Origin of the sequence: Kitasatospora sp. NPDC093806 (assembly GCF_040683335.1) — a bacterium.
GTDB lineage: Bacteria > Actinomycetota > Actinomycetes > Streptomycetales > Streptomycetaceae > Kitasatospora.
In genome coordinates, this window is the sequence record NZ_JBFBDO010000031.1 from 46100 (window position 1) to 67610 (window position 21511).

General features: G+C 73.5%; 22 protein-coding genes. 11 read left to right on the top strand and 11 right to left on the bottom strand.

The features are described 5' to 3' along the window. Positions 1 to 17 precede the first annotated feature (17 nt). Positions 18 to 1226, top strand: a complete 1209-nt coding sequence (locus AB0N76_RS17550; RefSeq protein ID WP_363558005.1) for an acetyl-CoA C-acetyltransferase — start codon at positions 18 to 20, stop codon at positions 1224 to 1226. After that, entirely contained in the window at positions 1223 to 2074 is an 852-nt protein-coding gene (locus AB0N76_RS17555) for a hypothetical protein (protein ID WP_363558007.1), read from the top strand. The genes AB0N76_RS17550 and AB0N76_RS17555 overlap by 4 nt, the downstream gene beginning before the upstream one ends. Before the next feature lie 190 nt (positions 2075 to 2264). On the opposite strand, the gene AB0N76_RS17560 is transcribed toward AB0N76_RS17555, so the two are convergent. Next, positions 2265 to 2960, bottom strand: a complete 696-nt coding sequence (locus AB0N76_RS17560; RefSeq protein ID WP_363558009.1) for an FCD domain-containing protein — start codon at positions 2958 to 2960, stop codon at positions 2265 to 2267. A 68-nt stretch (positions 2961 to 3028) separates the two neighbouring features. Here AB0N76_RS17560 and AB0N76_RS17565 point away from each other — a divergent pair, with 68 nt between their 5' ends. Then, positions 3029 to 3898, top strand: a complete 870-nt coding sequence (locus tag AB0N76_RS17565) for an alpha/beta hydrolase (protein WP_363558011.1) — start codon at positions 3029 to 3031, stop codon at positions 3896 to 3898. 82 nt (positions 3899 to 3980) lie between these two features. On the opposite strand, the gene AB0N76_RS17570 is transcribed toward AB0N76_RS17565, so the two are convergent. Continuing rightward, entirely contained in the window at positions 3981 to 4724 is a 744-nt protein-coding gene (locus AB0N76_RS17570; RefSeq protein ID WP_363558013.1) for a hypothetical protein, read from the bottom strand. A gap of 254 nt (positions 4725 to 4978) precedes the next feature. On the opposite strand from AB0N76_RS17570, the gene AB0N76_RS17575 reads away from it, so the two are divergent. Beyond that, a complete protein-coding gene (locus tag AB0N76_RS17575) occupies positions 4979 to 5554 on the top strand; it encodes a hypothetical protein (protein ID WP_363558015.1) in 576 nt (191 codons plus the stop codon). A gap of 29 nt (positions 5555 to 5583) precedes the next feature. On the opposite strand, the gene AB0N76_RS17580 is transcribed toward AB0N76_RS17575, so the two are convergent. The 4 genes from AB0N76_RS17580 to sigJ form a co-directional block, all read right to left on the bottom strand. After that, positions 5584 to 6981 (bottom strand): solute carrier family 23 protein, encoded by a 1398-nt coding sequence (locus AB0N76_RS17580; RefSeq protein WP_363558017.1) that lies wholly within the window; start codon positions 6979 to 6981, stop codon positions 5584 to 5586. Positions 6982 to 7123: 142 nt separating this feature from the next. Then, positions 7124 to 7537 (bottom strand): hypothetical protein, encoded by a 414-nt coding sequence (locus AB0N76_RS17585; RefSeq protein WP_363558019.1) that lies wholly within the window; start codon positions 7535 to 7537, stop codon positions 7124 to 7126. Then, positions 7534 to 8334, bottom strand: coding sequence for an NAD(P)H-binding protein (locus AB0N76_RS17590; protein ID WP_363558021.1), 801 nt, complete (start codon positions 8332 to 8334; stop codon positions 7534 to 7536). Before AB0N76_RS17590 ends, AB0N76_RS17585 begins: the two co-directional genes overlap by 4 nt. 71 nt (positions 8335 to 8405) lie before the next feature. Continuing rightward, entirely contained in the window at positions 8406 to 9332 is a 927-nt protein-coding gene (sigJ, locus tag AB0N76_RS17595) for an RNA polymerase sigma factor SigJ (protein ID WP_363558061.1), read from the bottom strand. A gap of 240 nt (positions 9333 to 9572) precedes the next feature. Here sigJ and AB0N76_RS17600 point away from each other — a divergent pair, with 240 nt between their 5' ends. From AB0N76_RS17600 to AB0N76_RS17615, 4 genes are all read left to right on the top strand, one after another. Continuing rightward, complete coding sequence (locus tag AB0N76_RS17600; RefSeq protein WP_363558023.1) at positions 9573 to 11072, top strand: cytosine permease; 1500 nt, start codon at positions 9573 to 9575, stop codon at positions 11070 to 11072. A gap of 205 nt (positions 11073 to 11277) precedes the next feature. Next, a complete protein-coding gene (locus AB0N76_RS17605; RefSeq protein WP_363558025.1) occupies positions 11278 to 11757 on the top strand; it encodes an XRE family transcriptional regulator in 480 nt (159 codons plus the stop codon). A 91-nt stretch (positions 11758 to 11848) separates the two neighbouring features. Then, positions 11849 to 12403: a ParH-like protein gene (locus AB0N76_RS17610; RefSeq protein ID WP_363558027.1), complete on the top strand. Its 555-nt coding sequence runs from the start codon at positions 11849 to 11851 to the stop codon at positions 12401 to 12403. Between the two features lie 31 nt (positions 12404 to 12434). Next, the gene (locus AB0N76_RS17615; RefSeq protein ID WP_363558029.1) at positions 12435 to 13007 is read left to right on the top strand and encodes a DUF6545 domain-containing protein; all 573 of its coding nucleotides are present in this window, start codon (positions 12435 to 12437) and stop codon (positions 13005 to 13007) included. Between the two features lie 98 nt (positions 13008 to 13105). Here the strand turns inward: AB0N76_RS17615 and AB0N76_RS17620 are convergent, their stop codons facing one another. From AB0N76_RS17620 to AB0N76_RS17630, 3 genes are all read right to left on the bottom strand, one after another. Then, positions 13106 to 15334, bottom strand: a complete 2229-nt coding sequence (locus tag AB0N76_RS17620; RefSeq protein ID WP_363558031.1) for a tetratricopeptide repeat protein — start codon at positions 15332 to 15334, stop codon at positions 13106 to 13108. Positions 15335 to 15410: 76 nt separating this feature from the next. Continuing rightward, a complete protein-coding gene (locus AB0N76_RS17625; protein WP_363558033.1) occupies positions 15411 to 16652 on the bottom strand; it encodes a hypothetical protein in 1242 nt (413 codons plus the stop codon). 464 nt (positions 16653 to 17116) lie between these two features. Continuing rightward, complete coding sequence (locus AB0N76_RS17630) at positions 17117 to 17461, bottom strand: isomerase (protein WP_363558035.1); 345 nt, start codon at positions 17459 to 17461, stop codon at positions 17117 to 17119. 238 nt (positions 17462 to 17699) lie between these two features. On the opposite strand from AB0N76_RS17630, the gene AB0N76_RS17635 reads away from it, so the two are divergent. Then, positions 17700 to 18428: a heparin lyase I family protein gene (locus AB0N76_RS17635; RefSeq protein ID WP_363558037.1), complete on the top strand. Its 729-nt coding sequence runs from the start codon at positions 17700 to 17702 to the stop codon at positions 18426 to 18428. A gap of 24 nt (positions 18429 to 18452) precedes the next feature. On the opposite strand, the gene AB0N76_RS17640 is transcribed toward AB0N76_RS17635, so the two are convergent. After that, positions 18453 to 19133 (bottom strand): hypothetical protein, encoded by a 681-nt coding sequence (locus AB0N76_RS17640; protein WP_363558039.1) that lies wholly within the window; start codon positions 19131 to 19133, stop codon positions 18453 to 18455. 290 nt (positions 19134 to 19423) lie between these two features. On the opposite strand from AB0N76_RS17640, the gene AB0N76_RS17645 reads away from it, so the two are divergent. Both AB0N76_RS17645 and pip read left to right on the top strand, forming a co-directional pair. Next, positions 19424 to 20155, top strand: a complete 732-nt coding sequence (locus AB0N76_RS17645; RefSeq protein WP_363558041.1) for a class I SAM-dependent methyltransferase — start codon at positions 19424 to 19426, stop codon at positions 20153 to 20155. A 155-nt stretch (positions 20156 to 20310) separates the two neighbouring features. After that, the gene (gene pip / locus AB0N76_RS17650; RefSeq protein WP_363558043.1) at positions 20311 to 21273 is read left to right on the top strand and encodes a prolyl aminopeptidase; all 963 of its coding nucleotides are present in this window, start codon (positions 20311 to 20313) and stop codon (positions 21271 to 21273) included. 22 nt (positions 21274 to 21295) lie between these two features. Here pip and AB0N76_RS17655 read toward each other — a convergent pair whose 3' ends face one another. Beyond that, positions 21296 to 21511, bottom strand: a complete 216-nt coding sequence (locus AB0N76_RS17655) for a hypothetical protein (protein WP_363558045.1) — start codon at positions 21509 to 21511, stop codon at positions 21296 to 21298.

The window sequence follows — 21511 nt, forward strand, 5'->3', positions numbered from 1 at the left end:
CGTTGCATGGGAGAAACATGTCAAGCTCTGTGATCATCGGTGGAGTGCGGACACCGATGGGCCGGCTGCTGGGCTCGCTGAAGGACCTCTCCGGGGTCGACCTGGGCGCCGTGGCGATCAAGGGGGCGCTGGACCGGGCGGGCCTCGCGCCGGAGGCCGTGCAGTACGTGATCATGGGTCAGGCGCTGCAGGCCGGCCAGGGGCAGATCCCCTCCCGCCAGTCCGCCGTCCGGGCCGGCATCCCGATGAGCGTGCCGTCCCTGACCGTCAACAAGGTCTGTCTGTCCGGCCTGGACGCGATCGCCCTGGCCGACCAGCTGATCCGCCTGGGCGAGTTCGACATCGTGGTCGCGGGCGGCATGGAGTCGATGACCAACGCCCCGCACGTGCTGCCCGGCTCCCGTACCGGCACCAAGTACGGGCCGGTCGAACTGCTGGACGTCACGGCGCACGACGGTCTCACCGACCCCTTCGACGACATCCTGATGGGTGCGCTGACCGACCAGGACGCCGCGAAGGTCGGCATCTCCCGCGAGGACCAGGACGCGTTCTCGGCGCGTTCGCACCGGCGCGCCGCCGCCGCGATCAGCAGCGGCCGGTTCGCCGAGGAGGTCGTGCCGGTCGAGGTCCCGCAGCGCAAGGGCGACCCGGTCCTGGTCGACACCGACGAGGGCGTCCGGCCGGACACCACGGTCGAGGCGCTGGCCAGGCTCCGCCCCGCGTTCGGCCCGGACGGCACCATCACCGCCGGTTCGGCCTCGCAGATCTCCGACGGCGCCTGCGCCGTCGTCGTGATGAGCAAGGCCAAGGCCGAGGAGCTCGGCCTCGAATGGCTGGCCGAGATCGGCGCCCACGGCAACGTGGCCGGCCCCGGCAACTCCCTGCTGGCGCAGCCGTCCAACGCGATCAGGCACGCGCTGGGCAAGGAGAACCTGTCGGTCGACGACCTGGACCTCATCGAGCTCAACGAGGCGTTCGCGGCGGTCGGCCTGCACTCCGCGCGCGAACTCGGGCTCGGGGAGGAGGAGATCGAGGCCAAGGTCAACGTCAACGGCGGCGCGCTCGCCCTGGGGCACCCGCTCGGCATGTCCGGTGCCCGCCTCGTGCTCACCCTCGCGCTCGAACTCAAGCGCCGCGGTGGCGGCGTCGGCGCCGCCGCGCTGTGCGGCGGCGGGGGCCAGGGCTCCGCCCTGATCCTGCGCGTCCCGGGAGAGGTGGGCGCATGAGCACGCACCCGGCGCGGCGGCTCTGGCACAGCCTGGAGGCGCTCTACCAGCCGGCGCTGTCGGTGGAGCACACCCGGGCCGTCGGGAAGGAACTCGGTCTCCGGGGATTCTGGATGACCCTGATCGCCTTCCGCTCGGCGCCGCTCGGCGCGGTGGACGCCGCGCCGGTGGTCGCCGCGTTCGGCGGCTTCGCCCCGGAGATGGTGGGCAAGTCCGTCCCCGCCGCATGGGCGCTGGTGCCGCCGGCGCGGTGCATCGAGCGCCGGAACACCCTCGCGGGCGAACTGCTCCGGGAGGCCGGCATCACCGAGGAGATCGCCGAGCCGCTGGTCGCGCGGCTGGCCGTGCTGCGGTCGTCGCTCGACCCGACCGGCCGCCCGCTCGGCGCCGCCAACGCCGCCCTCCCGCTCCCGGAGGACCCGGTCGCGGCACTGTGGCAGCTCGCCAGCACCGTCCGGGAGCACCGCGGCGACGGACACCTGGCCGCCTGGGTCACCGCCGGCGTCACCGGGCTCCAGTCCCACCACCTGCTCACCGCCGAACTCGGCCGGTCCGAGATGATGCGCGAACTGCGGGGCTGGACACCGGAGCAGTGGTCCGAGGCGGCCGAGACCCTGGTCGCCCGCGGCCTGCTGGACGCCGCCTCCGGCACCCTCACCCCCGAGGGCCGCGAGCTGCGCGACCGGGTGGAGCGCCAGACCGACGAGCTCTCCTGGTCGGGCGGCCTGTCCGTCCTGGGTGAGGACGGCGTGGACAAGATCTGCGCCGACCTCGCCCCCCTGGCCGACTCGGTCCGCACCGCCGGCCTGGCCCCCCTCTTCACCCTCCTCGCCGGCGACGGGGCCTGAGGCCCCCTCGCTCCCACCGTGTGGGCACTCCCTCCTCCCTCTCGTGACATGCCCATGAGAGGGAGGAGGACCCGTCGGTCCCCCCACGTGACACCGGGCCCCGGAACGGTCGCCCGCCCCACCGATCGACTCCCCCGCCCCGGACGGCATCCACCGGGCACTCGACGAGCCCGGCTCCCCTGCCGTCGAGTCACGCGATCCGCGCCGCCTTCGTCGCCGCCGATCCAAGCGCGTCGATCATGGCGTCGAGGGGCTTGGCCGCCTCCGCCGCAGCCCGGATCGGATCACCGGAACGGATCGCCTCGTAGAGGCCTCCATGCAGATGGACCGGCGGTTCGGGCAGGCCTCCGAGGGCGTTGGAGCGCCGCAGGCTCTCGGCCACCGCACTGGTCAGTCCCTGGTACAGCTCGATCAGGACGACGTTGTGCGAGGCCTCCACCAGCGCACGGTGGAAGGCGACTCCGGCCGCGACCCCGGCGGCCTCGTCCTCGCCGTCGCCGTGGAGCCGCTGCCAGGCGTCGGCGAGCCGGTCCAGGTCCTCGGAGGTGCGATGCTCGGCCGCCGCCCGCGCCGCCTCCACTTCGAGGGCCCGTCGCGCGGCGAGGATCTCGCGCAGGTCCACCGCGCCGAAGCGTCGCCGCAGGATCCCCTCCGTGTCGGTGCGCGCCCGCACGTAGACGCCGTCCCCGTGCCGGATCTCCAGCACACCGGCATGGGCCAGCGCCCGAACCGCCTCGCGCATCGTGTTCCTGGCGACGCCGAGAAGGTCCATCAGCACCGGCTCGGGCGGGATGCGGTCACCCACTCCCCAGCGCCCGGAGGCGATCTCCTCCAGCACAACCTCCGTGATCCGCTCGACGCGTGAACTCGACCCGACCTTCAGCATCTGCTCTCCGAACTCGCTGGACGGTCAATGATTGACGGTCTGACAGATGCCATGATTCCCTTCCCGGCATGGATCTCGCAACCCGGGCAACTCCCCCGCCCGCCACCACCATTCACCGCTCCGGCCGCCTCCGGACCGGCGGCGCCGAGCTGAGCTGGCACACCGCCCAGGCCACCACACCGGTGGTGTTCGTACACGGCTCCTTCGACGACCACACCAGCTGGGACGGCGTCGTCCCGCTGCTCCCGCCGGGCGTCACAGCCGTCCGCTACGACCGGCGCGGCCACTCCGGCAGCAGCGCGCCCGGCCGGACCGTGATCCACGAGCACGTCGACGATCTCGTCGCAGTGATCAACGAGCTCACCGGCGGCAGCGCCCACGTGGTCGGACACTCCTACGGCGCCCTCGTCGCACTCATGGCCGCCGCCCGCCACCCGGAACCGGTCCGCAGCGTGCTGGTCCACGAGCCACCCGTCTTCCCCCTGCTCGCCGGCGACCCGGTCGGCGAACCGATGCGCGAGGCGGCCCGGGCCCACGTCGGCACGGTGGCCGCGTACATCGAGGCGGGCCGCGCCGAGGACGCCGTCGCGCTCTTCGCGGAGAAGGTCGCCTTCGGTGAGCACTGGCGGGAGCTGTTCGCCGGACCGCAGCGAGCCATGCTCGCGGCCAACGCCCGTACGTTCCTGGAGCAGTTCCGCGACCCCGACCACTACGCGCTGGACCTCGCCGCGCTGGCCGCCGGCCCCGTCCCGATCACCTTCACGGTGGGCACCGACGGCCCGCCCGCCGTCCGCCGGATCACCGGGATCCTCGCCGAACGCCTACCCGCCGCCACCGTCCACACCATCGTCGGCGCCGGCCACGCACCCCACCTCAGCCACCCCGCCGAGTTCGCGGCCGCCCTCACCCGCCACCTGGACCGCACCCGCCGCGCCTGACACGGCGAGAGTGCCCCGCCACCAGCGGCCCTACCGAGCACGACCGATCCGGTGCGGGGCACGGCCCGTTCATCGGGTGCGGTCAGACGGTGGTGACGGTCGGGGCGTCGACGGTCTCGGGCGGGCCGTAGTCGCCGAAGGCCATCGTGAGGACGATCGGGGCCCCGTCCACCACCATGCGCTTCTCGGCGTAGCGCGTGCGGCCCTGGACGTCGATCCACTGGTCGAGGTCGATGCCCGTGGCGCCGCTCGACTCGACGTCGTCACGGGCGAGGGCCGAGACCTTGGCGAGGTGCTCCAGGTCCAGGTGGCCGGAGAGGTGGAAGACGGGGACGCCGTCGCGGGTTTCCATGCCCTTACGCGCGGCCGGGCCGAGGGAGAGCAGCGCCGGGGCGTAGCCGGTGAGGTCGAACTCCTTGGCGATGGAGGGCATCGGGATCGGCGTCTTCCGCCAGGGGCCGCCGGGACCGTCGATGCGGTGGTACTGGCCGTCGGCGGTGATGACGACCTCCCGGGTGGTGCCGCCGACTTTGCGTTCCTGGCGGCCGGTGGGAACTTCCGTGTTGAAGTTCTGCCGGGCGGTGACGGTGAGGATCAGGGGCTCCGTCGTCGCTCGGATCGAGACGGCGTACGGCTCCTTGCTCGCTCTCGCCACGGCCGCCGCCGGGTCGAAGTCCGCCGGGTCGAGGGCGGTCTGCGTGGCGGATCCGGCCGACGGAGCCGACCGGTCGACGCTGCCGCCGTCGCTACCGCCGTCGCAGCCGGTGAGCACGGCCAGGGCTATGACGGTGACCGCGGCGGTGGCCGCGAGGGTGGGACGACGCACGGTGGAACTTCTCCCTGGGGCGGTGGTGGGACGAGCCCCACCCGTGTTCATGACGGCAGACGATAGCAGGGTCTACGAACCGATCTGCTCCCGGGTCAGGGCGTCACGTCGCCGGATGTTTCTGTCAACCCCCGTCGGAGGTAGCGGTGTTCGTGCCCCGGGGGCTGGCCGTCGGGGGCGTCGGGCGGACACGCTGGTGGCGGCCGCACCGCCGGCCCCCCACACTCGCCCCCGATCCAGGAAGGCCGCCCCCGATGGACCAGACGCTCGACCGGTTCCTGCCCGCCTACGGCCACCGCACCGTCCACGGCATCACCCTCGCCGCACCGCCGCAGGAGGTCTGGGCGGCGCTGAACGCGGTGACGCTGGCCGAACTCCCGCTCCCCCGGATGCTGCTGGCGCTGCGGACCCTGCCCTCCCGGCTGCGCGGGAAGGGGCCCGACCTCCTCGACCGGTCCGTGCCGCTGGCCGACCTGTTCCGCCGGGGCGACCGCTGGGTGACACTGGCCGAGGAACCCGGGCGCGCCCTGGTGCTGGGCCGCGTCGCACGGTTCTGGAGCCCGGTGCCGCGCGAGCCGGCGCCGCTGCGCGACGGCGCGGGGTTCCTGGCCTTCGGCGAACCCGGCTACGCGAAGGCCGTGATCTCCCACGAGGTGGTCGCCCACGGCACCGGGTCGCGGCTGGTGACCGAGACCCGCATCCAGGGAACCGATGCCCGCGCAAGGCGCCGGTTCGCCGCCTACTGGCTCCTGATCCGTCCGGGCGTCGGGATCATCCGGCGAAGCGCCCTCGCCGCGGCGGGCCGCCGCTGCGAGGGCCCCCGTCCCTGAGGCCGGGCTCCGTCAGGGGGCGGGCTGCGTCAGCCCCGGTCCCGGGTGTCGTCGTCGTAGGAGCTGGTGCCCTCGTCGAGCAGGGGGCCGTCGGCGGCCGGGTGCTTGAGGTGGGCGGGGGCCAGGGCGCGCAGGCCGTGGTAGCCGAGCAGGGCGATCAGGGTGCCCAGGGCGATGCCGCCGAGCTCGAAGTCGTCGGTGAACTTCAGGGTGACGTTTCCGATGCCCACGATGACGCCGGCCGCGACCGGCACGAGGTGGAGCGGGTTGGTGAGGTCGACCCTGTTGTGGATCCAGATCTGCGCGCCCAGCAGACCGATCATGCCGTACAGCACCACCGTGATCCCGCCCAGCACGCCGCCCGGGATCGCCGCGACGACCGCGCCGAACTTCGGGCACAGGCCGAACAGGATCGCGAAGCCGGCCGCGCACCAGTACGCCGCCGTCGAGTACACCCGGGTCGCCGCCATCACGCCGATGTTCTCCGCGTACGTGGTCGTCGCCGGACCGCCCACCGCCGTGGAGAGCACCGTCGCCGTGCCGTCCGCCATGATCGCGGTGCCCATCCGGTCGTCCAGCGGGTCACCCGTCATCTCCGAGACCGCCTTCACGTGCCCCGCGTTCTCGGCGATCAGCGCCACCACCACGGGCAGCGCCACCAGGATCGCGGACGCCGAGAAGCTCGGCGCGTGCAGCGACGGCAGACCGACCCAGTCCGCCTTCCCCACGCCCGACAGGTCCAGGCGCCAGTGCTCCGTCGCGGCCCCGCCGCCGACCGGAGAGTTGATCTTCCCGAAGATCCGGTCGAACAGCCACGACACCGCGTAGCCGAACACCAGCCCCAGGAAGATCGCGATCCGCGACCAGAACCCCCGCAGCACCACCAGCGCCAACCCCGTGAACGCCATCACCAGCAGCGCCGTCCACTGGTCCTGCGGCCAGTACGTCCCCGCCGCCACCGGCGCCAGGTTGAAGCCGATCAGCATCACCACCGCGCCGGTCACCACCGGCGGCAGCACCGCGTGCACCACCTTCGCCCCGAGCCCCCGCACCACCGCGCCGCAGGCAGCGAGCACCGCGCCCGCCACCAGCAGCGCGCCCGTCACCGTCGCCGTGTCACCGCCCTGTGCCTTGATCACCGCGGCCACGCCCACGAACGACAGGCTGGAGCCCAGGTACGACGGGATCCGGCCCTGCGTCACCAGCAGGAAGAAGATCGTCGCCACACCCGACAGCATCACCGCGAGGTTCGGATCCAGCCCCATGAGGATGGGCGCCACGAAGGTGGCCCCGAACATGGCCACCACGTGCTGCGCCCCGAGTCCGACCGTCCGCCCCCAGGACAACCGCTCGTCCGGCCGCACCACAGCCCCGGGCCGCGGCGCACGCCCGTCCCCGTGCAGCTTCCACCCGAACCCGACCTTCATCCCGTGTACCTGTTCCACTCGACCGTGGCCCGAGAAGGGCCCCGGGACCACACGCTGAAAGCACCATGATCTCCCGGCCGCGACGCGGCTCGTCCGAGGAGGCCCTGGTGTCGGCCCCGGCGACGACGGCGAACGGGGCGGCTCACGGACGGCCCGGTCCTCCGTCGGCATGCCTGCCGGTGAGCGCCAGCAGCAGGAGCGGGATCACGGCCGCCGCCGCCAGTGCGGACAGCAGCGGCACACGTTGGCCGGCCGGAAGGTGGTGCAGCAGGTGAACGTGGATCAGCAGATGAGGCCCGGCGAAGGCGAGGTACACCGCGAGGGCCGTACGGACGACGAGCCGTTGCATCGTGACGGCACCCACGCACAGGCCCACGGAGGTGGCCAGGCTCATCGCGCCGTAGTCCATCATCAGATGGGCGTTGTACGGCATCCCCATACCCACCCAGGGAATGTCGAAGAACGAGCGCGGGGCCAGCAGCGCCCAGCACCCGACGGCGGACTGTGCCACGGCGAGGAAGGCCAGGCCCGCACGGAGCCAGGCTCGCGCGCTCATCCGCGCCGCCCTGCGACGAGGCCGGCGGAGGACAGGTACTCCTCGAAGGTGATCCGCCCGACGGCGCGCTCGGGAGCGAGGTGGGCCCCGTCCCGGTAGGCGCGGAAGGCGGCTCCAGGCGCCGGCACCGCGAGCACGGGGCGGCACCGACCGTGCGCCCTCACCCAGGTCCGTGCCAGGTCGACGGCGGCCCGTACCTCGGGCCCGCCCATGTCGTCCGCTCGCCCCTGCGGACCCGCATCGGCGAGCGAGCGGAGCCGGTCCGCCACCTCACCGACGTCGATGGGCTGAAAGCCGACGCCGGAGGGCATCAGGATCGCCGGCAGCCATCGCTGGACGGAGCACATCCAGGCGACCAGGTCGTGGAACTGGGTGGCACGCTGGACCGTCCACGGCAGACCCGAACTCCGCAGGAGCCGTTCGCACTCCAGCTTCGCGCGATAATAGGCCAGGCCCACCCGATCGACGCCGACGATGGACACGTAGACCAGGTGCGGGCGGCCGGCCCGCAACGCCGCCGCGATCAGGTTGCGAGTGGCCTCGACGTCCGTGCGGTCGTTACCGGTGGCGCAGTGGATCACGGTACCCGCTCCGGCGACGGCCCCGCCCAAGCCGTCCCCGGTCAGCAGGTCCCCGGTCAGCAGGTCGCCGGTCACCCGGTCGTGCCCGGCTCCCGTCCGGGCTTGCCGCGGGCTGCGGCTCAGCACACGGACGGTGTGTCCGGCGGCGACGAGGCGGGGCACGAGCACGCGGCCGAGCCTGCCGGTACCGCCCGTCACCAGGATCGGGTCTGTCATGGGGGTGCCACCTTCGTGAAGGCGCGGCCCCGGCGACGTGGCCGGGCCCGCACGGCTGTCGGGTTCACCCCTCAAGAACCGGACAGCGCTTCCGAATGTGACAACCGGGCCGCGAACTGCAGTTTGTCGGGATTGGCGACGATGTGAACGCGGCTGATCCGGCCGCCCGCCGTCTCCGCCACCAGCACGCCCACCAACCGGGTATCCGCCAGCGCGAGACCGGCGAGCTCGCCGTTGACCTCCGACGCCACGAGCCGGATCGGCCGCCCAGCCGCCTCCAAGGCTCCCACCAGGTAGCGCGCCACACGGGAGAGGCCGATGACGGGGCGTCGAGCGGCGCCGACCCGGCCGCCCCCGTCCACCCACACGGTCACATCCGCTGCCAGCAGTTCCTCAAGACCGCGTAGGTCGCCCTCCTCCGCGGCGGCCAGGAACCGCGCCACCAGGTCCGTCCGGCAGCCGCGATCGAGTCGGTCGGCGTGCTGACCGGGCCCGTCGGCAACGTCGCCGAGGCGCAGGCGGGCACGCCGGTGCAGCTGTCGGCTGTTCGCCTCGGACACCTCCAGGATCCCGGCGACCTCCCGGTGGCTGTAGTCGAACGCCTCGCGCAGGACGAACACCGCGCGTTCCACCGGGTTGAGTCGCTCCAACAACACCAGGAGCGCCATCGACACGGAGTTCCGCCGCTCCGCGGTGTCCAGCGGACCGAGGGCTCCGCCGGCCGTCGGAACGGGTTCCGGCAGCCACGACCCGACGTAGCTCTCCCGTCGCGCCCGGGCCGAGGTCAGCCGGTTCAGGCACAGGTTGGTGACCACCTTGGCCAGCCACGCCGGAGCCGAGACCACGGTTCCGGCCTCCACGCGATGCCAGCGCAGGAAGGCATCCTGCACGACGTCCTCCGCCTCCGCGGCCGAACCGAGCAGCCGGTAGGCCAGGCCGAACAGGTGTGAACGGGATCGTTCGAACTCCGCAACCGCGTCAGGTGTCACGGCGGACATCATCCATCGGTGCCGGCTCCGGCCCTCGGGCGGGGGCACGAACGGGCGTCCACCGAGGCTCGGCCTGTGCCACGACCCCGGCGACAGGGGCGCCGAGGGGCCGGGTGGCGTCCTGGGCCTTAGCGGACAAAGTAGGATGACCCAACCTTCGTTCTACGCGCGAAGACTTCTAAAGATGTGCACTTTGCCTGATTGATCCCCTCGATCGATCTCCCGCTTCACACGCACGGAGCCACCCTCATGGACAACCCGTCCACCGCCGAGACCGACGGCGCGATGGAGACCCGCGGTATCGAACCCGTCCCGGACCACGAGCGCCGGGGCAGAGTCCGCGAGCTGTTCCCGACCTGGGTCGCGGCGAACATCAGTGTGCTGCTGCTCACCATGGGCGCGGCCCTGGTGGTGTTCAACCGGCTGAACTTCTGGCAGGTCCTGATCGTCGCCGCGTGCGCCGCGCTCGCCTCCTTCGGGATGGTCGGACTGCTCTCGGTCTCCGGCAAGTGGGGCGGGGCCCCGGGTGCCACGCTCTCCCGGGCCACCTTCGGCGTGCGGGGCAACCTCTTCCCCGGCGCGATCCTCTGGATCGCCCGGTTCGGCTGGGAGACGATCAACGCCGTCACCGGCGCGTACGCGGTACTGACCGTCCTCGACCTGCTCCTCGGCGTCCGGAGCAACACCGCGCTGATCGTCATCACGCTCTTCGCCTTCGTCGCCTGCACCTTCCTGGTCTCCGGCCTCGGCCGGAAGGCGCTGAACGTCTGCAACACCTGGTCGACCTACCTCTTCGGCGTCTTCAGCGTCCTGGTGCTCGGCTACCTGGTCGCGACCATGGACTGGCACGAGGTCTTCGCCAAGCCCGCGGGCACCACCGCGATGATGATCGCCGGCATCGGGACCATCGCCGCCGGCGGCATCAGCTGGGTCCCCACCGGGCCCGACTTCGCCCGCTACCTCCCGCACTCCGCCTCCGGACGGAACATCGTCGGGGTGACGGTCTCCGGCGCGGGCCTGGTGATGGTGCCGATGGTGCTGATGGGCGCCGTGATGGCGGTGGCCTCGCCCGGCCTGGCGGACGCCGCGGACCCGGTCTCCTTCCTGGGCGACCTGCTGCCGACCTGGCTGGCCGTGCCGTACCTGCTCACCGCGATCGTGGGCATGCTGCTGATCAACAGCCTCTCCATGTACTCGGCCGGCTTCACCGCCCAGACCATGGGCGTCAGGCTGCCGCGCGCCATGGCCGTCAGCATCAACGCCGTGATCTCGCTGGTCGGCGGTCTGCTGCTGATGCTGGTCGCCACGAGCTTCCTGGGCTCCTTCATCACCTTCCTGATCCTGCTCGCCGTCTCCTTCTCCGCCTGGATCGGCGTCTACGCGGTGGACATGTTCCGCCGCCGCTCGCGCGCGGTGCGCTACGACGCGGCCGCGCTGATGGACACCAGCCGGAACAGCCGCTACTGGTACGTCGGCGGCTTCTGCTGGCAGGCGATGGTGTCGTGGGTGGTCGCGCTGCTGGTCGGGCTGGCCTTCACCAAGTGCGACTGGTTCGCCGGCCCGCTGTCCGACACCCCGGTCGGCCGGTACGGCCTCGCCTGGGCGGCGACCATCCTGGTCTCCGGCGCGGTCATGGCCCTGCTGCCCGTCCCCCGGGAGAACGCGCCCGCCGACGCGGAGCCGAGCACCGAGGCGGAGCGGAGCGCCGAAGCGGTCACGACCGAGCGGCCGGAGCGGGTCACCGTCTGAGCCACGGGGCCCGCGGCCCCGCCCCGTCCAACCACGATCGCCCCGGCCGCCACGGCCGGGGCGATCGTGTTCCCGCCCGGGTGGGCAGCCGACATCGGCGCCCGGCGGGAACTCCCGGACAGCCCCTACAATGGGCGGCCGGTCACGAGTGGACGATCCGCACCCGCACGGGGCGTGGCCGCAGGGGTGAGGGAGGAGGTGCGCCGTGTCCGGAGCAGACTCCGGTGCGTCCACGCTCGCAGCGAAGCTGGACCGCCTGTTCGACGTGGTCCGCCGTCCCGACCGCGAGCCGTACAGCCACGAGGAGGTCGCCCGGGCCTGCCGGGAGGCGACCGGCGAGACGTTCTCGGCGACCTATCTGTGGCAGCTCCGCACCGGCCGCCGGGACAACCCGACGAAGCGCCATCTGGAGGCCCTGGCGCAGTTCTTCATGGTGCCTCCCGCGTACTTCTTCGACGACCGGCAGAGCGTGCGGATCACCGAGGAACTGGCGTTGCTCGGCGCGCTGCGGGACGCCGGGGTGCGGGACGTGGCGCTGCGCGCGGTGGCGCTGTCGCCCGAGGGATTGGGCACGATCAGCGACATGATCGAGGCGATCGCCCGCCGCGAGGCCGCCGGCCGACCCGGCGGCGGGTCCGGTGACGGGTCCGGCGGCGGGTCGAGCGGCACGTCCGGCGGCAGCTAGTGGCAATCGCTGTCGAACCGGTTCTCCCGGAGCGCCCCCGTCCGTAGGATCGCCTCCCGACTTGGGCGGTGGAGCGGCGGGGGGTACCGGCATGGGGCATCCGGGTGGAATCGAGCGGGGTCTCTGGCTCCGATGTCGTGGCGTCGCGGACTCGATACCGCTCCCGGAGCCCTTCGGCCTCCGGGCCCTGACGGACTCGCTCACCCGGCTGCGGGGCAGACCCATCGAGCTGATCCCGCTCTCCGGCCCCGCGCACTCGCCCTGCGGTGTGCTGGTCAGTACCGACCGCGCGGACTACATCGGCTACGCCGTCGACACCACCGCACTGCACCAACAGCACATCGTGCTGCACGAGATCGGCCACCTCCTCTGCCGGCACGCCGGGACCGGCGCGGTGCTCGGCGAGGACGTCCGGGAGGCGTTGACGCCCCGGTTGTCGGGCGAGCTGGTCCGCCGGGTGCTCGGGCGGTCGGCGTACACGCAGCGGCAGGAGCGGGAGGCCGAACTCGTCGCCTCGCTGGCCCTGCACCGGGTCCTGCGGCGTCAACGGGTGTCGGTGGTCGGCCGGCTGGCCGAGGGCGTCCTCCGGCTGGGTTCCGGGACCGGCGGATCGCGGGCGCGCGGCCCGGTGCTGCGCCATGGGTGACCGGGACGGCGGCGTCGGCGGAGCGACCGGGATGAACAGCGGAGCGACCGGGACGGGCGGCGGAGCGGGTCGGACGCCGCGTCCGGCCGGCGGCCGGGCCGACTGGGGCGGAGCGGTCCGCGACTGGTCCGACCTGCACCGGCTCGGACCGCTCTGGTCGACCCTGCGGTCGGAGCGGCCGGAGATCGAACTCGCCGCGTCCGAGCCGTGGTTCGGCCCCGGGAGCGGTCGGCGCGGCGACCTCCGGTTCGCGCTGTTCCGCCGGATCATCGAGATCCGGGACGGCCAGCTGGCCCTCCGTCCGCATCTGCATCCCCGGGTGCCGTGCTGGGTGGCCGAGGTGGTCCGGCCGACCGGGACGGAGGAGTTCGAGGTCCTGGTCGAGGCGGCCGCGATCGCCGCCGCGTTGGAGGCGGCCCGTGCCGGGCACCGGTTCCCCGTCGACCCCACCGCACGCTGGGTGCCGAGCCCGCTCACGGCCGGTCTCCGCGAGGAGGCGGCGTGGCTGGTCAAGGTGGCCGCCGTCTACCGCCGTTCACCGGTGATGGCCCATGTCCGGCGCCGGGTGCGCGTGGAACTGGCCGAGGTCGCCGGGGCGCGGTGAGGCCCGCCCGGCTCCCTGCCCGACCTCCCCGCCCGTGTCGCGGGCGGGGCCGGACCCCGCGACGCGGAGCCGGACCCGGCGGTGCGGCGACGGACGACTCAGCCCCGGGCCAGTTCGGGCATCAGCCCGTACACCTGCTCCGCGGCCCCGGCGTCGGCCTCCAGGCAGGCGAGCAGATCGGCCCTGGCCTCCTCGATCCGGTCCAGCCCGAGCAGGCAGCGGGCCCGCTGGAGGCGCGCGTCGACGTCCTCGGTCGCCTCCACCACCTCGTCCAGCAGCCGGACGGCCTCGCCGTACCGGCCCGCGTCGTGGTGGACCACGGCCAGGTTAAACCGGATGCCCGACTCCGTGGACAGCTCGACCGCGCGGGCCAGGTGGCTGCCGGCGCCGGCCAGGTCGCCCTGCCGGTAACGGAGTTCCCCGAACAGGGCCCACGCCTCGGCCGAGCCGGGATCGACCTCGACCGCCTCCGCGTAGACCGCGGCCGCCGCCGCGAGGTCCTCCTCCGCCGCCAGCAACTGCCCCTTGAGACAGAGGAGTCGGGCGTTCCCCGGGTTGCGCTCCAGCCCGGCGGCGAGGTCCGCCCGGGCGAGCTCGTGGGCGCCCGCTTCGAGCAGCAGGGCGGCCCGGTTGATCCGCGCCTCCTCGAACTCCGGGTCGAGCTGGAGCACGTACCCGAAGTCCGCGACCGCGGCGTCGGTGTCGCCCAGCTCGGCCAGGACGTCCGCCCGGTTGAAGTAGGCCTCGGGGAAGGGCGGGGAGAGCCGGATGGCGTGCTCGTAGTCGGCCAGCGCCCGCTCCGGCTCACCGAGGTCGCGCCAGAGCATGCCGCGGTCGAAGTGGTACTCGGCGTAGTTGGGGTCGCACGCGATCACCGCGGTGTAGTCGGCGACGGCCTCGGTGTGGTGGCCGAGTGCCGCGTGCACCTGGGCCCGGTTGTAGAGCAGCACCGAGCGGTGCAGCGCGTGCTCGTCGGGCTCCAGCGTCTCGTCCAGCCGGGCGATGCAGGCGTCCAGCAGCTCCAGCGCCGCGGCCGGGCGGCCTTGGTGGACCTCGATCAGCGCGAGCCCGTTGCGGTTGAACACGACCCGCGCCTCCCGCTCCTTCGGGTCCGGGTGCCAGCGGGCGAAGGCGATGGCCTGGTTGACCCAGGCCCGGGCCAGCCCGTGATCGCGGCGACCGGCCTCGAAATGCCGGGTGTGCAGCATGGCGGTGGCGTACGCGGCCTGCATGTGGACCTCGGGCGAGGCGCTGAGCGCGCGCGCCTCGTCGTACAGCGGCAGGGCCCGCTCCGCGAGGCCGAGCGCGGCGAACGAGGTGGTCATCTTGGTGGTGAAGGCCCACCAGTGGTTCGGGTTGGTCTCGTGCGTCACCAGCCGCCGGCCGCGCTCGCCGAGGTCCACGACGGCGTGGTAGTAGCCGAGGTCCATGCAGTGGTCCAGGGCGTGCCGCAGGGTGTCCGCCCCGACGCCCGCCGGGTCGCTGCCGTGCTCCGCGTGCCACGCGATGGCCCCCAGCCACAGCGAGGGCTCGCCGGCCGTCTCCAGTTCGGCGCGCCGCAGGTCGTGCAGGCGAGCGCGCTCGTCGGCCGGGAGCGCTAGGTAGGCGGCGAGCGCGGCGGGGTCGTCACCGACGCCGTCGGCGGCGATGAGGGCGCGACCGAGCTCGGCCCTCCCCCGGCCGGCCGCCGGCTCCGGACCGGTCGCGGGCTCCGGGCCGACCAGGGGCTCCGGGCCGGTCGGGTCGAGCACAGCGCAGTGGGCGGCGAGCGCGTCGGGCAGCGTCTCGCGGCCCGGACCGGTCGGACGCTCCAGCGGCTCGGTACCGGTGGTCACGACGACGGTCAGCAGTGCCGGGTCGATCCGCCGCAGCAGGACGGCCAGGAACTCGCCGTCGGTGGGGTCCGCCCGGTGCGCGTCCTCGACGACCAGGGTGCGCGGGCCCGCTCCGAGGGCGCGCAGGTACGCCCCCAGGAACTCGACCAGGCCGTGGGCGATCCGCAGGGTGCGCAGCGCGGAGTAGAAGCGGGTGCGCTCCTTGGGCACGGCGAGCGAGGTGAGCGTCTCCCGGGTGGCGGGCACCAGGCCACGGAGTTCGGGGGTGGTCGAGAGGAGCTCGATGTCGTGCCCGGTGACGGCTTCCGGACAGCGCGCGAGCGCGTCGGGGACGGTCGCCCGCAGGATCGACCCGACCGCCGTGTAGGGCCCGCGCAGACGGCGGTCGGCGTTCACCACGGCGAGCACGGGCGGTAGGTCGAGCGTCGCGCGGGACTCGGCGCGGGCGTGGCGCCCGGCGGCGCGGACCCAGTGGTGGCGGTGTTCGGCCATGGCACAGCTGCCTTTCGTGCGGTGACGAGGAGGTGGCGCGGGTGGCGGGGTGGGCAGGTGGCTCGGTCCGGACGGGTCAGGCCGTCCGGGCGGGGGCGGGGCGCCGGGCGGCGCGACGTTCCCGCACGGCCAGGACCACGACGGCGGCGGTCTGCCCGAGGCTCAGCAGCAGCAGGACGATCGAGTCCAGTCGGGCGGCCGTCGATCCGTGACCGGTCATCCGCGACCAGACGTCGTGCAGCAGCCGGTACGCCGTGGGGACGACGACGCCGGCGAACATCGACAGGGTGAAGGCGTAGCCCACCACCATCAGCCAGGAGTACCAGCGGGCGACGCGCCGGTCGACGGGGTGGTGGGCCTCCAGGTCCACCGGCGGCCGCCCGGTGATCCGCCGGGTGGTGTTGCGGAGCACGTCGACCGCGGCCGCGTGTAGGTTCACGCAGCCCAGTGCGGTGCTGAGCAGTACGTAGAGGTCGGTGCGCAGGTAGAAGAAGCCCTGCCAGGCCAGGCGCAGCACGGTGGCGTAGGCCATCGCGAGGCAGAGCCGGGCGACGGTGGCGGCGCTCCCGCGCGTACCGTCGGCGACCAGGGTGAGGGCGGCGATCGCCAGGACGTCGGCCAGCATGCCCGCGAGGATGGGCAGGTAGCGCTGTCGACGCGGCACGCTCACCAGGCCGTCGAGCGAGGTCTCCAGCACCAGGTACACCAGGCGGTGCCCGACCGAGAGCCGGGAGCGCAGGCCGAGCCGGCGTCCGGCCAGCGCGTGGAACGCCTCGTGCAGGGCCAGCAGCGGCGCCTGGCCGAAGAACAGCAGCAGGACGACGAGGGTGTAGGACGAGGTGAAGAACAGGTTGTCGGTCCGTGGGACCAGGGCGGGCACCCGGACCATCTCGACCGCGGCGAGGACCGTCACGAGCGCGTAGCCGACCAGCGCCGGCCGGCCGAACAGCAGTCCGCCCAGGCGCTGCCAGCGCACCGGCGCGTTCTCGGCCGTCTCGGCCGTCGGGGTCTCGGCCGTCGGGGCGTCGGCGGGCCGGAGGAGGTCGAGCTCGGCGAGGACCTCGATGAGGTCGGCGATGTCCACGCTCTCGCCGTACGCGGCCCGGTAGCGCTCGGCGGCCTCGCGCGGAGTGAGGCCGTCGGCCAGCGTCCGGACCAGCTCCGCGCCGTCGGCCGGGAAGACGGCGTAGGTGTCGGTCTCCGGGCTGCCGATGGTGACCTCGCCGGCCTCCTCCAGGTACACGAGCCGGCGCAGGGGCAGCGGTCGGTCCAGGTCGGGGCCCGGGGCGTCGGAGTTGCTGTCCACCGGGGAGTGCACGGGGGCCTCCTTGCGGGAGGTGGGCGGGCGGAGGGCACGGGCGGGTGGCGCGGGCCGAAGGCACGGGCGGGTGGTGCGGGCGGGTGGCGCGGGCGGGGCCCGGGCGAAGGAGCGGTGCCGGTCGTCATGCGCCCGACCGGCACCGCCCTCCCCGCCGTCGGGGCGGATCAGACCTGCACCATGCAGTCCCACGGCAGGTACAGCGCACGCGCCGTGCTGGTCAGGCGGACCGGGCCGGCCTTGCGGACGACGATCTTCTTCATGACGGACACCTCCTTCCACGACTGGTGGTCGAGGCCACGAGGGGCATGAGCTGAGATGGATCAGCCTCTCCGTCTCAGCCACACCAGCTGGCCGAGCCAAGAGTGCTGAACCCGCACGACCCGCGTCAAGAGATCGGGTAAGCCCCGGTGCCGCGCCAATGTATAAACTGAAATGAATCAGAATTCCGGTTCGAGCGGCGGCTACCGGTGGTGGACGAAGCGGTAGGTGGCGCGATCCAGTTCGGTGATCTCGACCCCGATCGCGGCGGGCACGGTGAGGACGGACTCCAGGACGGCGAGCACCCGGGCACTCAGCTCCGCGCGCTGCTCCGCACTGCGGCCCGCCAGGATCTTGATCTCCACCAGCAACACCGCCTCGCCCGTGGTCCCGTCGCCGACCACGTACCGCTCGGCCGGACGGAAGACGGTCTTGCAGTCCGCCACGACGGTGTCGATCACCTCGGTGATCACCCGGTGCACCTCCTTCGCGAGGACGGCACGGTCGAAGTCGAGACCGGCCGAGTGGTCGACCAGGATCTGCGGCAAGGGAACCTCCGGAGACAGGGCCCGCCGGGGCCCGGCGGGCGGTGTCCGCGACGCTACCGCCCCACCCGGAACGCCCTGGCAGGGCCCCTGGGGCGGGGGTGGATTGCCCGAAAGGGACGCCGGTGGGCGGGCTGCTTGGTCCGACGGGCCGTCAGGTGGTCGAATCACCGGGTGCGCCCGGGCCGGACCCGGTTCCGGGCGGCATCCGTTTCCGGCCACTCGTCACCCCGGGAGAGGCATGTCCCTTCTGTCCCAGCACCGCAGGACCGCCCTCGGCTTCGTCGCGCTCGGCACGCTCGCGCTGACCGCCGGCACCGTCGCCAGCAGCTCGGCGGCCGTGCCCGGAAAGGTCCTGTGGACCCCGAGCACCGCCAAGGGCCCGTCCTCGTTCACCGCCGTCCAGTGCGCGGCGGGGGACTTCGGCGTCGTCAAGGACCCGGTCAAGGGCAGTGTGTGGCGGGCGTTCCAGGCCGCGGGCGAGGAGCGCTGCGAGACGCTCAGCCCCGACCTGAAGGAGGGCGACACCTTCTACCTCGGCTGGTCGTCCAAAGTGGACATCAAGGACACGAACAGCCGCTACGTCTTCCAGCTCAAGTGCTCGCCGAGCACCGACACGGCGAACCACCCGATCGAGATCGACGCCACCACCGGGCGGATCCGCCTCCAGGAGTGGGACACCGACCACGTCGCGCACACCCTCTGGACCACGCCGACCAGCAACAACCAGTGGCACTCCTACGCGCTGAAGATCAAGCTGGGCCGGACCGACGGCACCATCGACTTCTGGTTCGACGGCGTGAAGCAGACCTTCACCACCGGCTCGGGCACCTTCAAGGGCACCACCTGGGACGGCGACCGCAACTACCTCAAGTGGGGCTCGTACCACCCCTCCACCGGGGACGCGACGAACACCTTCACCAGCCCGGTGATGGCGACCACCCTGGAGGCGGCCACCGCCGGCTCGTGAGCGGGTGAGGTCCCGGGCCGCGCCCTAAGCGGCGAGCGGGCCCGGCCGGCCCGGGACCCAGAGCGGCACCGGCGCGGCGGGCGCCATGTGCCGGGCGGCCTGCTCGTCCAGCACGGCGAGCGCCCGGTCCCGGTCGCCGGCGCTGAGTTCGGCCAGCGCGTCGGCGGCGGCCCCGGCGCAGGCCAGCACCAGGGCGAGCAGGTCCTGGCGCCGGCAGTGGTCGCGGACGTAGGCCCGGCTCCGGTCGAGGACGCTGCCGCGGTGGGCCTCCCGCTCCTCGGCCGCGTCCGGGCCGTCGCCCGCGTCCAGCATCCGGACCCCGTGCCACAGCAGCACGAGCGCGGCGGGTTCGGCCGGGTGCGAGGCCTCGCTGAGCGCCGCCCACTCCCGGGCGGCGGCCGACTGCCGGCCCAGCCGTTCCAGCGCGGCCGGGCCGTCGCCGTGCTGACCGCGCAGGACGAGGTCGGCCGCGCGCAGCACCACCGCCTGGAGCACCGCCTCCGCCGGGACGCGCAGGCCGGGCGCCGCCGGATCGGCGAAGGCCAGCCAGGCGTCGGCGAACGAGGCCGCCCGCAACCGCCCCACCCACGGCGCGGCCACCGCCGCGGGCGTCAGCCGTTCCTCCACGGCGAGCCGGATCAGCCCGACGCCGATGAGGTCCGGCGCGCCCGCGTCCGGTCCGAGCCCGATCAGTTTCGTCCGCACCGCATACCCCCCGGTCAGCTGCCATCAGCTCTGCTGGCACATCCCACCACAGTGCGACGCGAACGAACTTGATCGCGACCTCGATGAGACGGAGGACACACGCTCGGTGACCGGGCCGACACACTCTCGGGCCGGCCGTCAAGGCCGCTGCCTCGGCGGCACCTCCCGGCGCGTCCGATCAGCGGGGGCAGGCCGCCGGCCGACACCCGGGGGCGGGTGCTTGGCCGCCGGTCCCGGGAGCGGTAGACCAATCCCGACACTGTGCGCCATCAGCCGGGAGGTCCGCCGTCATGAGTGTGTCGAATGGGTACCGGAACGCCTGGGAGGGCTTCTGGCGGGACGCCCCGCACGAGGCCGGCGCGGTGATCTGGGACGCGGAGCCGGCGCTCACCGCGAGCGTCCACCTCGCGCTGTTCGACCCCCACCTCACCGACCGCGCGCTGCCGTTCGTCGACCTCGGCTGCGGCAACGGCACCCAGACCCGCTTCCTCGCCGATCGCTTCACCCCCGTCCTCGGGGTCGACCTGTCCGCCACCGCCGTCGAACGCGCCCGCGCCCGGTACCCGGACGGACGGGCCGAGTTCGAGCAGCTCGACGCCACCGACGAGCGGGCCGTCCGCCGGCTGCACGCCCGCCTCGGCGACGCGAACGTGTACGTGCGCGGCGTGATCCACCAGTCCGAGCCGGCCGACCGCCAGCCGGTCACCGACGCCATCGCCACCCTGGTCGGAGCACGCGGCCGGGCGTTCGTCGTCGAGCTGTCCGAGGCGGCGAAAGCCGTCCTGGGAGGCCTCGCCCAGGGCCCGGCGGGCCCGCCGGCGAAGCTGCGCCCCGTCTTCGACCACGGACTCACCCCCGCCGAGGTCGCCGACTCGGCCCTCCTCGAACTCTTCCGCACCGCCGGGCTCGCCATCCTCGCCTCGGGCGAACTGCCGCTGCTCACCACCGAGTTCACGGCCGACGGCAGTCGGATCGAGCTGCCGGCGCACTGGCTGGTGGCGGGCGCGCCGGAGCGCGACTGACCGGCACGGGTCCGACGCTCCGTCCGGGCCACCCGGGCCACCCGGGCCGTCCGGGCCGTCCGGGCCGTCCGGGCCGTCCGGGCAACGTGCCCCGGGCGGCCCGGTCTCCGCGTTCGCCGACGGCGGGGCCTGGGACTCGCCCTAGCATCGGGGGCATGGTTGATCTCTATCCTCCGACAAGTCCGTACGACCACGGGTTCCTTGAGACCGGGGACGGCAACCGCATCTACTACGAGCAGCTCGGCAGTCCCGGCGGGAAGCCGGTGCTGTACGTGCACGGGGGGCCGGGGGCGGGGGCGCCCAAGCGGCCGACCAGGGCGTGGGATCCCGCGTGCTACCGGGTCATCCGCTTCGACCAGCGCAACTGCGGGCGCAGCACCCCGCACGCCAGTGACCCGGCGGCGGACATGAGCCTCAACACCACCCGGCACCTGATCGACGACATGGAGCGGCTGCGCGAACACCTCGGTGTCGAACGGTGGTTGCTGAACGGCGCCTCCTGGGGGTCGACGCTGCTGCTGGCGTACGCGCAGCAGTACCCCGAGCGGGTCAGCGAGATCATCATCCAGGCGGTGACGATGACCCGCCCGACCGAAACCCACTGGCTCTACCGGGGTGCCGGGCTGTTCCACCCCGAGGCCTGGGACCGGTTCCGGGCCGGTGTCCCCGCGGCGGAGCGGGACGGCGACCTGCTCGCCGCCTACGCCCGGCTGATGGAGCACCCCGACCGGGAGGTCCGGCGCAGGGCCGCCGCCGACTGGCTCGCCTGGGAGGACGCGGTGATCTCCGACGAGCCCAACGGCGTCCCCGGGATGTACAGCGACCGGGAGGTCGACGACCAAATCGCGTTCGTCCGGATCTGCGCGCACTTCTTCAGCAACGGCGCCTGGCTGGAGCCGGACCAGCTCCTGCGCGACGCCCACCGGCTGGCCGGGATCCCGGGCGTCCTGGTGCACGGCCGGCACGACCTGGGCAGCCCGGTGCAGACCGCCTGGGAGCTGGCCAAGGCTTGGCCGGACGCCCGGCTCCGCATCTTCGAGGACTCCGGCCACGTCGGCAGCGAGGCGATGCAGGCGGCCGTCCGCGAGGCGATCGAGGAGGTCAAGCACCGCCGCTGATCCCCGGGCCCGCCCGGCCGGGCTACGGCTTGGCCGGGCGGGCCAGCAGGAGTTGGGCGACGACGGCGGTGGTGCCCGCGAGGAGGTCGGCCACCGTGGTGGCGGGCACGCCGGCCGCCGCCAGGGCGGCGGCGATCAGCACGATCACCACCAGCACCACCTGATCGGTCGGGCGGAGCCGGTGACCGGGCGGTTCGGGGACGGCGGGCGGGGTAGGGCGACGACGGGGACGACTCAT